Origin of the sequence: Caulobacter sp. DWP3-1-3b2 (assembly GCF_049896325.1) — a bacterium.
Taxonomy (GTDB): Bacteria; Pseudomonadota; Alphaproteobacteria; order Caulobacterales; family Caulobacteraceae; genus Caulobacter.
The window spans coordinates 24,524-37,880 of record NZ_JAFCUB010000039.1; the positions used below are offsets into that span (position 1 = coordinate 24,524).

Consider the following 13,357-nt stretch of genomic DNA (forward strand, 5'->3'; position numbering starts at 1 on the left):
CCTGTGGGCGACGCCTTTGTGCGTCCGTTGAGCGCCTATGCCGCGTTTCAACGCTTCTAGAGCGCGGTAACCGGTTTCAGTCATCTTGGACATCCAAATCAAATTCATAAGGCCCGGACGATTATCAACAATACAGTCATGCATAAAAGACATTTTGGTAAATGATATTTATACAAGATAGTAAAGCCAACGCTATTGCCCGGATCGTCATCATTACGGTTAAAATACGGTAAGTATCCTTGTTATCGAACTGATCAGGCTGATCACCTAAAACGAACCTCTGAGTAGTCGGAGGTCGCGTTGATGTTTCTGCCCGCGCGCGACGCCTTCCAGCCGGAGGTGCGTCGAAACTTCCGCCAGAGCCGTCGGCCCGAAGAGCGGGTTCAGGTGCTGGGCGGGTCGATGGACCTTGTCCGGCCCGAGGAGGTGTTTCACTTCGTGGCGGGCAAGATCGCAGCGCGCGAACACGCTGTGGTCGCCAACCACAACCTGCACAGCCTCTATCTGATCCGCGACAACGAGAAGATCGCCGAATTCTACCAAACTTCCGACCTGATCGAGGTCGACTCGGTGCCGCTGATCTTCTGGGCGCGAATCGTCGGCCGGGCCAGCCGGCGTTTCCATCGCTGCACCTACCTGGATTGGCGCGACGCCTTCTGGGGACGGGCAGTCGCCGAGAACTGGAAAGTGTTCTTTGTGGGCGGCGCGCCCGGCGTGGGCGACAAGGCCACCGCCCGTATCCGGGCCGACTGGCCAGGGGCTCAGATCAAAAGTCATCACGGCTATTTCGATGTGACGCCAGGCTCGGTCGAGAATGAGTCCGTGATCGATGCGATCAACGCCTACCAACCCGACATCCTCCTGGTCGGCATGGGAATGCCGCGCCAGGAGCTTTGGGTGCTGGAGAATCAGGCGAAGCTGGCTCCGTGCGTCACCTTCACGATCGGCGGCGCCTTCGACTATGAGGCCGGCGTCCAGCGTCCTTCGCCCCGTTGGCTGGGTCAGGTGGGCATGGAGTGGCTGTTCCGGCTGATGGTCGATCCACAGCGCTTGTTCACCCGATACTGCGTGGAGCCGTGGCACCTGTTCGGGCCGGCGCTTCAGGACTTACGGAAAGCGCTTGTAAAACAAGCCTCTTCCCCCCAGGCTACGGATGCCGCTTGCGTGGAATACGCGCGGGCGTCGGATCTGGCGCGCTCTGATGGTCTGGGGGGACGATGAGCCTGAACATCTATTCGCCGTCGGCGGCCGAAGCGGCCGAGCGACCCCGCATCGCGCAACGCGTCGCGGCGATCTTCGGTCTGGCTGGCCTGGTGCTGGCCTGGGTCGTTGTCTTGCTGCCCTGCGCGGTGTGGCTACTGGGTAGCTTGGTGGTCAACCGGCTCCAGGGCTCTCCCGTTCGCCAACAAGCCTGAACGGCGTTCACTTAGCCCTGGCCATCGGCGCGCCATCGCGCCAGGATAGCCACGCCATGGCGTAGCGGTCCGACCCCAGAGACCGCCCGCCTCGCGAGGGAGCGGCGCATGACGGGACGTCTGGACGGCAAGGTCGCGGTGATCACCGGCGGATGCTCGGGCATTGGACTGGGAACGGTCGAGTTGTTCGTGGCTCAAGGCGCCTGCGTCGTGGCCGCCGACCTGCAGGTCGAAAAGGGCGCGATGCTTGAGCGGCGCTTTCCGGACAAGGTCCGTTTCTCACGCTGTGATGTCACCGACGAAGCCCAGATCGCCGCGACCGTGGCGGTGGCGAACGACGCCTTCGGCGGCCTGGACATCCTGTTCAACAATGCCGGTCACGGCGGCGCGCCCAATGGCGTGGCCGATATGACGGCCGAGGGCTGGGACGCGGTCTTCGCCCTGCTGGTCCGGGGTCCTGTCATGGGCATGAAGCACGCCTTGCCGCTCATGCTGGCGCGCGGCGGCGGCAGCGTGATCAACACGGCCTCGATCGCCGGCCTGCAGGCGGGGTTCGGCCCGCTGGCCTATTCCACCGCCAAGGCTGCGGTGATCCACATGAGCCGCTGCGCGGCCGCGGAGCTGTCGCCGCAGAAGATCCGCGTCAACGCCATCTGCCCTGGCCTGATCGCCACCTCGATCTTCGGCGCCTCGATGGGATTGCCACGCGAGGTCGCCGACCAGATGGCCGCCCAGATCGCCCAGGTCGGTCCGAAGATCCAGCCAATCCCCAAGGCAGGTTTGCCCGAGGACATCGCCCGCGCCGCGCTCTATCTGGCCAGCGACGATTCCGAGTTCGTCACCGGCACGCACATCGTGGTCGATGGCGGCATCACCATCGGCGGCCGCAGCAGTTGGGATCATAGCGCGCCTTCGCCGCTGCTGTCGGCCATGGGCATCACCCCCGAACAGGCCGAACAGATGCGGGCCGCCTTGGTCGCCTCGCAAGGCGGTTCATGAGCCTGGTCTCCGCAGGACGGGGCTGGAGCGCGCGTCTGACCCCCAACCTGCGCGGGGCGTTGTGGATGCTAGGCTCTGCCGTGCTGTTCACCGGCATGACCACGCTGATCAAATATCTTGGCCCCGGCTATCCGGCCGCTTTGCAGACCTTCTACCGCCAGCTTGCTGGGGTCATCATCCTGCTGCCGCTGGTGGCCAGAGACTGGCGCGGCGCCTTGCGGACCACCCGGCCGGGAATCCTGATCTTCCGCTCCAGCGCCGGCGTGCTGGCGATGATCCTGGCCTTCTACGCCTATCAGGAACTGCCGTTGGCCGACGCCAACGCCCTGTCCTTCACCCGAACCCTATGGCTGGTGCCGCTGGCGGCGCTGGTCCTGCGCGAGCCGACGGGCCCGGTGCGGATTGGCGCGGCCCTGGTCGGTTTCGTTGGGGTCTTGATCATGCTGCGGCCCAGCAGCGACGGCAGTCATTGGCTGGGCTGGCCGCAGATGGCCGCCTTGATCTCGGCCGCGCTGTTCGCCCTGACCATCACGGGCATGAAGGTGATGACCCGCGATCACTCGCCCTTCACCCTGCTGGTCTACGCGGCGGGTCTAGGCTTGGTGTTCTCGATACCGCCGGCCCTGTTCGTCTGGCGCTGGCCGACCTGGCCCGACCTTGGACTGCTGGCCCTGATGGGGGTGATCGGCACCCTGACCCAGGGCTGCTACATCAAGGGCATGGAGGCGGGCGAGGCGGCGGTGATGGCGCCGATCGACTATACCCGCCTGGTGTTCGCCGTGGCCGCCGGCTTCTTCCTGTTCCACGAAAGGCCCAGCCCCGCCGTGCTGGCCGGGGCCGCGATCGTGGTCGCCTCGACGCTCTACATCAGCGTGCGCGAACACCGTCTTTCGGAGCGGGCGGTGATTGAGGATCAGCCCGGGTAGAAACCTCGGTACCAAGCGGCGAAGCGGTTCAGACCCTCCATCAGCTTGACCTTGGGCTTGTAGCCGGTAAGCGCGCTGAGCTTGGAGATGTCGGCAAAGGTGGCGGTGACGTCGCCCGGCTGCATGGGCCGCATGACCTTGGCCGCCTCTTGGCCCAGCGCTTTTTCCAGAGTGGTGATCATCTCCATCAGGCCGACGGGATCGTTGTCGCCAATATTGTAGATCTCGTGGCCGCCCTGGGCCGGGGGATGGTCAAGCACGCCGACAATCCCATCGACGATATCGTCGATATAGGTGAAGTCGCGGGCCATCTTGCCATCGCCATAGACCTCGATCGGTTGGCCGGCGAGGATCTTCTGGGTGAAGCTGAAATAGGCCATGTCCGGCCGACCCCACGGTCCGTAGACGGTGAAGAACCGCAGGCCCGACATCGGAAAGCCGTAGAGCTTGGCGTAGCTGATGCTCATCAGCTCGTCGGCGCGCTTGGTGGCCGCGTAGAGCGATACCGGAGCATCGACCGGGTCGGTCTCCTTGAAGCCCGCGCCGTCGATGGGTCGATCGCCATAAACCGAGCTCGATGAGGCATAGACCAGATGAGCGACGCCGTTGTGGCGGGCCGCCTCCAGGACCGACAGGTGGCCGGCGAGGTTGGAGCGTTCGTAGGCGAAGGGTTGGTCAATCGAATAGCGGACGCCCGCCTGAGCCGCCAGATGGACGATCCGCTGGGCGCCGCTCTGACGGACCAGGGTATCGAACGCTGGTGCGTCGGCGATGTCCATCCGCGCCATGGTGAAGCCAGGGTGGGCTTCCAGACGGGCGGCGCGCGCCGCCTTGAGAGCACGGTCGTAATAATCGTTGAAGTCATCGATCCCGATGACCGTCTCGCCGCGATCAAGCAACCGTTCGGCAAGATGCATGCCGATGAATCCCGCCGCCCCCGTGACGATCACCGCATCCATGGGTCAGCCACGTCCGATGCTGGCGTAGGTAAAGCCGCGGCGAACCATCTCCGCAGGCTTGTAGATGTTGCGTAGATCAACCACGACCGGGGTGTGCATCAGCAGCTTGAGACGGTCCAGGTCCAGGGCGCGAAACTGATCCCATTCGGTGATGATCAGCAGCACGTCGGCGCCGTCGGCCGCGTCGTAGGCGCTGGTCTTGAAAGTCACTCCCGGCAGCAGGCGCTCGGCCTCGTCGCGCCCTTCGGGGTCATAGGCTTGGACGGCGGCGCCCATGGCCTGCAGAGAGGGCAGGATATCCAGGCTGGGTGCGTCGCGCATGTCATCAGTATTCGGTTTGAAGGTGAGCCCCAGCACGCCGACAGTCTTGCCGGTTAGGTTCTCGATGCCCATGGCCTTGGCGACCTTGATGGCCATGGCCTTCTTGCGCGCTTCATTGACCGCCACCGTCGTCTCGATCAAACGTACGGGCGCGCCATAATCCTTCGCGGTGCGTACGAGGGCGACGGTGTCCTTTGGAAAACATGAGCCGCCGTAGCCTGGACCTGCATTGAGGAATTTGCCGCCGATCCGCTTGTCCAGACCAATGCCCTTGGCCACCTGTTGCACGTCGGCCCCAACCTTTTCGCATAGGTCAGCCATCTCGTTGATAAAGGTGATCTTCATCGCGAGGAAGGCGTTGGCCGCGTACTTGATTAGCTCGCTGGTTCGTCGAGTGGTGAAGACGATCGGTGTCTCGTTCAGCGACAGGGGGCGGTATAGTTCACGCATTACCGCTTGGGCGCGTTCATCTTCGGATCCGACCACGACCCGATCAGGGCGCTTGAAGTCCTCGATTGCCGCGCCTTCGCGCAAAAATTCAGGGTTGGAGACCACGGCGAACTGGGCGTTGGGATTGGTCTTGCGGATGATCGCTTCGACCTCGTCGCCGGTGCCGACCGGTACGGTCGATTTTGTGACGACCACGGTGAAATGATCGATCAGGCCGGCGATTTCCTCGGCCGCAGCGTAGACATAGGACAGATCGGCATGACCATCGCCGCGCCGGGTCGGCGTGCCGACGGCGATGAACACTGCGTCCGCTTCTTTGATCGCCTGGGCGCCCTCAAGGGTAAAAAACAGCCGGCCTTCGCGCACATTGCGGGCGACCAAGTTGTCCAAGCCGGGTTCGAAGATGGGAATTTCGCCGCGCTCCAGGCGCTCGATCTTGCTTGGATCCTTGTCGATACAGGTCACGACATGCCCGAAATCGGCGAAACACGCCCCAGACACCAGACCAACGTAGCCAGTGCCAACCATCGCCACGCGCATAGATCACCATTCCTTTTGGTCGCCTGCGTGCAGCCCTACACCAAACTTGCGACATTGCTCGAGCGCTTGAGCTCAAACTCGTGAGATTTTGCTGTGTCGGTGGATGCGAGGGACCATCCCGTGTCCTTTTGCGATGCAGTCTTTGATCGGTTGATATAATGCGGGGCTTGTTCTTGGCCCAATCTCAGGATTTAAAGTGACTCAGAAAGTTCTCGTCGCGGGCGGAGCGGGCTATATCGGCTCCCACACCTGCCTGAGGTTGGCCGAGGCGGGCTTTACGCCGGTGACCTACGACAATCTTTCCAACGGCTGGGCCGAGTTCGTGCAGTGGGGTCCGCTGGAAATCGGCGATATCCGCGACGCGGCCCGGCTGGACGAGGTGTTCGCCAAGCACCAACCGGTGGCGGTCATCCATTTCGCGGCCCTGATCGAGGTCGGCGAATCGGTGAAATATCCGGGTCGCTTCTATGAGAACAATGTGGGCGGGGCGATCACCCTGATCGAGGCCTCGCGTCGGGCGGCGGTCGAGGCCTTCGTCTTCTCCTCGACCTGCGCCACCTATGGCGCGCCGGTCAAGGTGCCGATGGACGAGACCCATCCCCAGGCGCCGCTTAATCCCTATGGCCGCACCAAGCTGATGGTCGAGCAGATCATGGCCGACCTCGATCAGCAGATCGGGTTCAAGCATACGGCGCTGCGCTATTTCAACGCCGCGGGCGCCGATCCGGAGGGCCGAGTGGGCGAGCGGCACGAGCCGGAGACCCACGCCATCCCGCTGGCGATCGCCGCGGCGCGGGGCGGCAATCGCGGATTCAACCTGTTTGGCGTCGATTACGACACCCGCGACGGCACCTGCGTGCGCGACTATATCCACGTGCTGGACTTGGCCGACGCCCACGTGCTGGCGGTGCAGCGGCTGCTGCGCGGTGAGCCCAGCGAGGTCTTCAACCTGGGCACAGGCACCGGCACCACCGTCAAGGAACTGATCACGGCGATCGAGACCGTGTCGGGCCGGGCGTTCCCGGTCGAGATCGCCGAGCGCCGCCCCGGCGACGCGCCGATCCTGGTGGCCGACAACGCCAAGGCCAAGGCCATGCTGGGCTGGACGCCGCGCTACGCGCTCGAGGACATCATCCGGCATGCCTGGGCGTGGCACGCCGAAGGCGCGCTGCGGCTCGAACGCGAACCGGTTTAGGCATCGCCACGAGAGACAGCGCCATCTCGATCACCCGCCGAGCGCTCGCCGCGCTTTTCGCTCCGCCGGTCGCGGCCATCGGCGCTGGCGCCGCCGTGGCGGCGGATCGCGGCGCGCCGCCCCCCGCCTGGATGCGCGACTGAGAGCGGGTCGCCTCGCAGAATGTGCTGTCCGGCCTGGGCGTCTCTCGGGTGGAAGGCCTGGAGAAGTACGCCGAGCTTGGCGGGATCGTCCTGGGCGCGGGCGACGACCAGCCGTCCTTCGACGCGGCCGCCATGACGGCGGCCAGTGCGACCGGCGGTCTCTATGTCAAGGTGCCGCCAGGCCGCTATCGCCTGCGCCGTGTGCGCTTCGGCAATCAGTCGGGCTTTTTCTGCGACCCAAAGACTGTGGTGCTGAAGCAACTCCCGCCGCTCGATCCGACCAAGCCCGAGGTCTTCGTCGCCCTGTCGGATCCGCACGCCACCTTCTGGCTTTTCTACGGGTTCACGCTGAAGAGTGGCTGGACCCCTGGTCGCGCCGGATATGCCTCGAAGGCCGCTCGGGAATCCGATCCCTGGCTCTGTCAGCCAAGTAAGAACCCCGATGTTCCCGATGAAGAGGCCTGCGTCGGCCAAACCGCCCATCAGCTGCACACTGCCTTTTCAGGAAAGGATGATCCCACCTTCCGCGCCAACAGCCCCGTTGGCGCGCAGGACCCCCGCGGCACGGTTGGCGAACTTGAGATCGAAGGCTTCGGCGGTGACGGGGCCAGCCTGCAGGGCGCCGGCGCACAGATCTTCGGCGCCATCCAAGTCTACCGGGTCGGCGGGCGGGGGCTCTATATCAACGGCTATGACAGAAAGCTGGGCTTCATCGACGTGGGCGAGACAGGGCTTGAGGGCGTGGTCCTGGGCCCGAACGGTTCCGCCAACACCATGGTGCCTTTCAAGACCTGGTATACCGGCGGACGACGGTTGGCCGGCCATACGGCGGCTCTACGCATGGACCGTTGTTCGGGCGTCCAGTTGCTCGGCCAGTTGCAGGATTCCAGCGGCTCGATGATCCAGGCGCGGGCCTGTCGCGGGTGCACGGCGATCATCGGCCTGGGCTGGCAGGGCGAGATCTCCAGTCTCGACGACGACATGGCGGCCCTCGTGCTGGAGGGCAATTCGCGCGCCAACGTCTTCATCATCAACGCCGCCATCGGCCCCTATTCCGCCCGGACCTATCCGACCATCCGCAAGCTCGTGAAGATGGTCCCCGACCGAAGGGGCCAGCGGCCCCGGCGCAACACGCTGATGCGGACTCACGAAGGCTGGCCCGGCGACCACGACATCTGGAACCCGGCCTGGTTCGAAGGCCCGTTGGACGGTAATCTAGTCATGGCCAAAGACCAGATGCGTCAGCCCAGCCAGTGGGTTCCAATGGATGATGGCCGGGTGAGCTTCGGCCTGGCCGAGCCGGGCGGCCTGGGCCTGGTCGTCTGCGGCAAGGCGAGCAAGCAGCCCGGCCAGGTCATGCTGATCCACCACGACACGGCGCGGATGGACCACTACGCGGACGGCGTCTACACGACCGGAATCTCGGCCTCCCAGAGCGTGGTGACGGTCGGGCTTCCACTCCGTTTGCGGAGCTATACCTTGGAGACCGCGCCCAGTCCTGTCGCGGCCGGGGCGGGTGCGGCGATCTATGTGGTCGACGAGGTCGGCGGAGCGCAGGGCGCCAAGTCCGCCGGCCAAGCCTGGCGACGCGACTCCGACCGGGCCGTGATCCGGCGACGCAACAGACGAGACGGCTAGATGGCCTTGCAGGAAAGCGTAAGGCTCTACGAAGTGCTGATCCGATTCCCGCCAGACGGAACGCCGTCGGCCCTTCAACGCCAGATCGAGGAGGTGATCCGCGATGGCGAGGTGATCCACGCCACCGGGCGACTGGCCGAGCCGATTGATCCTGACGCTGTCAACGGCCTGATCGAGGCGTCGCTGGCCCAGCTTCTCGCCGAGAACCTCAAACTTCGCGCCCTGCTATCGCCAGAGCAACGGCGTGATCATGGCCTCGAGACCTAGAGCATTTTTCGAGCGAAGTGGTTCCGGTTCGCGTGAAGAAAAATGCCTCAAAACAAAAGATTACAGCTCACGGCCTGACGCAGTCAGGTCGGGAAATGCTCTAGATAAACGCTTCGGGGGAAGCCGACATGACCGATCCGCCCGACGGTTCCGGAGCCGGCCCTGGCCTGCGCGCCTGGCTGGCTGCGCCGGGCTGGCCGCTGGTCTGCGCGATCGCTGTCTTTGTGGTGCTAATGGCCGACCTGATCGGCCTGGCCAGGCATGGCGGCCTGTTCGCCGAGGACGACGCCTACTACTAACTCGTCATCGCCCGCCACATCGCCGAAACCGGCGCTAGCACCTTCGACGGCCAGGCCTTGAGCAACGGTTATCACCCCCTGTGGATGGCGGTGCTGGTCCTGCAGAACCTGACCACCGGCCCGCCGCTATTCGTCACGTTCACCCTCGAAGCGTTTCTGGTCTCGGCGGCCCTGCTGCTGTTTCTGCGCCGCGCGCCTGTCGTCCAGGGGGTCACCAGCGTGGGCTTCTCCATCCTGTACCTGTTCCTGCTCACCCCTCTCGTCATGCGCGGTATGGAGATCGCGCTGCTGGTGTTCTGCATCGCCTTGCTGGTCGAAGCGATCGAGACGAGCCGAACGCGGAGCGGAGGCGGCGTGCTGCTGGGACTGGCCTGCGCGGCTACGGTCGGAGCCCGGATCGATGCGGCGTTCTTCGTGGCGCCCGTCCTGTTGTTCGTCCGCGTCCGGTGATGGCCGCCTTACGCCGCTGACCGGCGGGACTTAGGTAAGTGGTGGTGGGCGATAAAGTGTCCACGTAAAAGCCAAGTGGACACCTATGACCTCGACTAACGAGTCTGCTCACGGCGGGGGCACAGCTCGTCACCCCAACGTTCGCCGCAGGTGGAGCGATGAGGTCAAGCGGCAGATTGTCGCCGAGAGCTACGCCGATGGCGTCTCGCTGGCTATTGTCGCGCAGAGGCATGACATCAGCCCCAGGCAACTGTTCAACTGGCGGGCGCTGATGGGTGCTGCTGGAATGGGATTGGCGGTGAGCCCGGCGCAGAGCGCCCCGGCGATTATGGCGATTGAAATTACGCCCGAGGTCAGGACCCCGCCGCCGGCCGGGCCAACTGCCGTGATTGTCATCGACCTGCCGGGCGGCGCCCGGGTGACCGTCGATGCGGCGACGACCGAGCCCGCCCTTCGCCGGGTTCTGTTGGCCTCAAAGGCGACGTCATGATCTCGACGCCGTCTGGCGCGCGGGTCTACCTGATGACCGCCCCGTGTGACATGAGGAAGGGCGTCAACGCCCTGGCCGGCCAGGTTCAGTCGGTTCTGAAAACCGATCCCTACTCCGGCGCGCTGTTCCTCTTCCGGGGGAAGGCTGGCGATCAGCTGAAGGTCCTGGCTTGGGAAGGCACTGGCATGTGCCTGTTCATCAAGAAACTTGAGCAAGGGCGGTTTGTTTGGCCGCCGATTGTGGAAGGGCGACTTCAGCTCACTGCCGGGCAGTTAGCGCTCTTGCTCGAGGGCATCGACTGGCGGCGGACGGTCGCGCCGCCGGAGACGAAGCGGCCGGAAATCGCAGAACAACGTACTGATTCCAGACGATAATCGTCGCCTCGGACTCTGAGCCTTGGTATAAATAGCCACGGCCTTGGCGACAGCGACACTGCCGACAGATCCGGAGGAATTGTGCGCCTTCGCCCTGGCGCTGCAGCACGAGCTATATTCCAAGACCCTTCATATCGAGAAGCTTCGCGCCCAGTTGGTCGCCCTGCGCCGGTCGCGCTTTGGTCAATCCTCGGAGAAACTGGACCGCCAGATCGAGCAAATTGAACTGGCGATCGGCGACCTGGAGGAAGGCGAGGCCGAAAAACGACGCGCGTCGCGAAGCGACGGCTCCGGCGGCGCCAAGCGACAAGTCGCCACGGCCGCCGCGCGCCGGCAATCGTGAGCCGCTGCCCTGCCATCTGCCTCGTGAAATCGTCAAGCACCTCGCAGCCTGTGCCTGTCCGGCCTGCGGATCCGCGGGGCTGCGCAAGATCGGCGACGACGAGCGCGAAGTGCTGGAATATGTGCCGTCTCACTTCAAGGTCATCGTCCACGTGCGGCCGAAGATGAGCTGCCGCGACTGCGACACCATCAGCCAACCGCCGATGCCCAGCCTTCCGATCGAGCGTGGTCGGCCCGGTCCAGCACTGATCGCCCGTGTGCTGGTCGCCAAATACTGCGACCACAGCCCGCTGCATCGGCAGTCCGAGATCTATGCCAGGGAGGGCGTCGATCTGAGCCGCCAGACCATGGCCGACTGGGTCGGGCGAGTTGCCTGGCTGGTCGGCCCCGTCGTCGAAGGGATCGGCGACTATGCTCGCGCCGGTCCCACCTTCCACGCCGACGACACAACGGTGCCGGTGCTCGATCCAGGGCGAGGCCAAACCAGGACCGGACGCCTTTGGGTCGTCGTTCGCGATGAGAGCGCCTGGGGGTCCTCAGCGCCACGGGCGGCGTATTATCAGTACTCGCCCGATCGAAAGGGCGAGCGCGCCGCCGCCTTACTGAAGCCCTGCAAAGGCTTCCTGCATGCCGACGCCTATGCCGGCCTCGAAAAGCTCTCTGATCCCAACCCGATCACCGGCGAAATCCGCTTGGTTCAGATATCCTGCTGGAGCCATGCAAGGCGTGGGATCTTCGAGGAGCATGCTCGAACCAAGTCGCCTGCGGCATCGGCCCTTCTTGAGCGGATCGGGGAGATCTTCGGCGTTGAGCGAGAGATCAATGGCCAGAGCGCTGAGCTTCGGCTCGCCGCACGACAGACGCGCAGCGTTCCGCTGCTGGCGGCCCTGAAGGCGAACACGGAGGCCGTGCTGGGGCGGGTCAGCCGAAAAGGCGAACTGGCAATCGCTATTCGCTACTGTCTCAACCGCTGGAACGCTCTCACCCGGTTCGTTGACGACGGGCGGCTGGAGATGACCAACAACGCCGCCGAGCGGGCCATCAGGCCGCTGACGCTCGGGAGACGGAACTGGACCTTTGTCGGATCCGACACTGGCGGTGATCGCGCCGCAGTGTTCTTCACCATCATCAGACCTGCCGGCTGAACGGCGTGAACCCAGAGGCCTACCTCGCCGAGGTCATCACGCGTATCGCCGATCACTCGGCCAAAAACATCGACGATCTGCTGCCGTGGAACTGGCAGCCGCGTGACCGCGCGGCCGCAGAGGCTGCCTGACCATGGCTGGGATCGGACGCGTCTACACGCTGGCCTACGTCGCCGATATGCTTGGTGAGGACGCCGACTGGATCGCCGAAGTCACGGACGAGCTGGGTCCGGAAGCGGGGCATCTCTGGATCCACGATGTCGGCGATCATCAGGTCGAAGCGTTCACCGACGCGGGGATCGACAGCCTCGTCGACGTCATCCGCGAATACCGCAGCAATCCCGGCCTGACGCCTCAACCGCCACCAAAGAAGTGATCTCTGCCGGCTGCGCCGACGCCGTGTCCAGGGTCGTCACCGGACGCGTACTGTTGTTCGCCCCCGTCGGCCGTCGGGCCAGGCTTCAGGCGCTGGCGGTCATGGCTGTGCTGGGGGCGATCTACGGCTTGAGCAACTTGGTGATCTTCGGCACCCCGACGCCGATCTCCAGCGGTGTGAAGTCTTGGCGGCTTGCAGATCAATCATCCGCTGCTGAACCAACTGTCGGCGATCGCCCATGGCCGGGCCGACGGGAAGCTCTCTTTCGTGACCTTGCTGGCGCTGCTCGCCTCCCCGGTCCTGATCCGGCTGTCGCGTCCGGGAACGGTTGCGCGGACCCTGGGCATTGGCTCGGCGATCGGCGGGGCCCTCTACCTGGCCAAGCTGGTGCTGGCCTCCTCCTGGGTGATCTGGTCCTGGTACAATTTCGCGCTGCTGTTCCCGCTGGTGGCGGGCTTCTATGTCGGGGTCGAACTCCTGGAGCGTTGGCGGACGCCGGTTGCCAGGCCGGCCTGGCGGTCCTGTTCGTGCAGGCGCCGCCGGGCCTGACAACGCCTTTCCGATCCGACGCTGGTTACGCGGCGATCAATGTTCGGGCGCTGGAACGGTTTGGCCAGGAGGTGGCAAATGACGGTCATCGCCAAGCCGTCGGGAATTTCCCGGATGTGCACGATCATCGGTCGCCGCGTCATCCAGCCAGCCAGCAGGAAATCCACGATCACGCAGGTGTTGACATCGGTGAGGTCCGCCCGTCGGACGTCGGCGCAGGCGCGCAGTACGGCCTTACACCAAAATCCCCTAGCTCTGACTCCGACAGGATTCCCTGACTGGCCGGACAGTGATTCACTCTCGTGGTTGCAAGGGAGATTGTGGATGTCCGCCATCAAGCTTCGAGTCGATTATGACGCCGCGCGGACCCGTCGGCTGGCGGCGCGGGCCAAGGATCCAGATCAGGTGCGGCGCCTGCTGGCGCTGGCGGCGGTTTATGAAGGCCGCAGTCGAGCCGAAGCGGCTGAGTTGGCCGGCAT

Annotated in this window: 18 protein-coding genes; 16 read left to right on the top strand and 2 right to left on the bottom strand. The window is 64.6% G+C overall.

The window, feature by feature from the left end:
- The first annotated feature begins 303 nt into the window (after positions 1 to 303).
- From ACP7AG_RS18525 to ACP7AG_RS18540, 4 genes are all read left to right on the top strand, one after another.
- Positions 304 to 1,221 carry a WecB/TagA/CpsF family glycosyltransferase gene (locus ACP7AG_RS18525; protein ID WP_426010182.1) on the top strand — a complete coding sequence of 306 codons (918 nt, stop codon included), beginning with the start codon at positions 304 to 306 and terminating at the stop codon, positions 1,219 to 1,221.
- Positions 1,218 to 1,415 carry a hypothetical protein gene (locus ACP7AG_RS18530; protein WP_426010180.1) on the top strand — a complete coding sequence of 66 codons (198 nt, stop codon included), beginning with the start codon at positions 1,218 to 1,220 and terminating at the stop codon, positions 1,413 to 1,415. The genes ACP7AG_RS18525 and ACP7AG_RS18530 overlap by 4 nt, the downstream gene beginning before the upstream one ends.
- A gap of 108 nt (positions 1,416 to 1,523) precedes the next feature.
- The gene (locus ACP7AG_RS18535) at positions 1,524 to 2,414 is read left to right on the top strand and encodes an SDR family NAD(P)-dependent oxidoreductase (protein ID WP_426010178.1); all 891 of its coding nucleotides are present in this window, start codon (positions 1,524 to 1,526) and stop codon (positions 2,412 to 2,414) included.
- On the top strand, positions 2,411 to 3,340 hold the full coding sequence (locus tag ACP7AG_RS18540; RefSeq protein WP_426032640.1) for a DMT family transporter: 930 nt from the start codon (positions 2,411 to 2,413) through the stop codon (positions 3,338 to 3,340). Before ACP7AG_RS18535 ends, ACP7AG_RS18540 begins: the two co-directional genes overlap by 4 nt.
- On the opposite strand, the gene ACP7AG_RS18545 is transcribed toward ACP7AG_RS18540, so the two are convergent.
- Together ACP7AG_RS18545 and ACP7AG_RS18550 are read right to left on the bottom strand one after the other, a co-directional pair.
- Positions 3,328 to 4,299, bottom strand: coding sequence for an NAD-dependent epimerase/dehydratase family protein (locus ACP7AG_RS18545; RefSeq protein WP_426032642.1), 972 nt, complete (start codon positions 4,297 to 4,299; stop codon positions 3,328 to 3,330). The two genes, ACP7AG_RS18540 and ACP7AG_RS18545, sit on opposite strands and share 13 nt — an antisense overlap.
- A 3-nt stretch (positions 4,300 to 4,302) precedes the next feature.
- The gene (locus tag ACP7AG_RS18550; protein WP_426032645.1) at positions 4,303 to 5,610 is read right to left on the bottom strand and encodes a UDP-glucose dehydrogenase family protein; all 1,308 of its coding nucleotides are present in this window, start codon (positions 5,608 to 5,610) and stop codon (positions 4,303 to 4,305) included.
- Between the two features lie 196 nt (positions 5,611 to 5,806).
- Between ACP7AG_RS18550 and galE the strand changes: the two genes are divergently transcribed.
- From galE to ACP7AG_RS18610, 12 genes are all read left to right on the top strand, one after another.
- Positions 5,807 to 6,805 carry a UDP-glucose 4-epimerase GalE gene (gene galE / locus ACP7AG_RS18555; RefSeq protein WP_426032647.1) on the top strand — a complete coding sequence of 333 codons (999 nt, stop codon included), beginning with the start codon at positions 5,807 to 5,809 and terminating at the stop codon, positions 6,803 to 6,805.
- Positions 6,806 to 6,969: 164 nt separating this feature from the next.
- On the top strand, positions 6,970 to 8,586 hold the full coding sequence (locus ACP7AG_RS18560) for a hypothetical protein (protein ID WP_426032649.1): 1,617 nt from the start codon (positions 6,970 to 6,972) through the stop codon (positions 8,584 to 8,586).
- The gene (locus tag ACP7AG_RS18565; RefSeq protein WP_426032651.1) at positions 8,587 to 8,853 is read left to right on the top strand and encodes a hypothetical protein; all 267 of its coding nucleotides are present in this window, start codon (positions 8,587 to 8,589) and stop codon (positions 8,851 to 8,853) included.
- 128 nt (positions 8,854 to 8,981) lie between these two features.
- Positions 8,982 to 9,152 (top strand): hypothetical protein, encoded by a 171-nt coding sequence (locus ACP7AG_RS18570; RefSeq protein WP_426032653.1) that lies wholly within the window; start codon positions 8,982 to 8,984, stop codon positions 9,150 to 9,152.
- A 57-nt stretch (positions 9,153 to 9,209) separates the two neighbouring features.
- Positions 9,210 to 9,602 (top strand): hypothetical protein, encoded by a 393-nt coding sequence (locus ACP7AG_RS18575; RefSeq protein WP_426032655.1) that lies wholly within the window; start codon positions 9,210 to 9,212, stop codon positions 9,600 to 9,602.
- 85 nt (positions 9,603 to 9,687) lie between these two features.
- A complete protein-coding gene (gene tnpA, locus ACP7AG_RS18580) occupies positions 9,688 to 10,092 on the top strand; it encodes an IS66-like element accessory protein TnpA (RefSeq protein ID WP_426032657.1) in 405 nt (134 codons plus the stop codon).
- Entirely contained in the window at positions 10,089 to 10,466 is a 378-nt protein-coding gene (gene tnpB, locus ACP7AG_RS18585) for an IS66 family insertion sequence element accessory protein TnpB (RefSeq protein ID WP_426032659.1), read from the top strand. Before tnpA ends, tnpB begins: the two co-directional genes overlap by 4 nt.
- A 43-nt stretch (positions 10,467 to 10,509) precedes the next feature.
- Entirely contained in the window at positions 10,510 to 10,809 is a 300-nt protein-coding gene (locus ACP7AG_RS18590) for a transposase domain-containing protein (protein ID WP_426032661.1), read from the top strand.
- A 28-nt stretch (positions 10,810 to 10,837) separates the two neighbouring features.
- Complete coding sequence (gene tnpC / locus ACP7AG_RS18595; RefSeq protein ID WP_426032671.1) at positions 10,838 to 11,953, top strand: IS66 family transposase; 1,116 nt, start codon at positions 10,838 to 10,840, stop codon at positions 11,951 to 11,953.
- A 5-nt stretch (positions 11,954 to 11,958) separates the two neighbouring features.
- Entirely contained in the window at positions 11,959 to 12,084 is a 126-nt protein-coding gene (locus tag ACP7AG_RS18600; RefSeq protein ID WP_426032663.1) for a transposase domain-containing protein, read from the top strand.
- Positions 12,085 to 12,086: 2 nt separating this feature from the next.
- Positions 12,087 to 12,329: a hypothetical protein gene (locus ACP7AG_RS18605; RefSeq protein WP_426032665.1), complete on the top strand. Its 243-nt coding sequence runs from the start codon at positions 12,087 to 12,089 to the stop codon at positions 12,327 to 12,329.
- Between the two features lie 192 nt (positions 12,330 to 12,521).
- Complete coding sequence (locus ACP7AG_RS18610) at positions 12,522 to 12,878, top strand: hypothetical protein (protein ID WP_426032667.1); 357 nt, start codon at positions 12,522 to 12,524, stop codon at positions 12,876 to 12,878.
- The last annotated feature ends 479 nt before the right edge of the window (positions 12,879 to 13,357 follow it).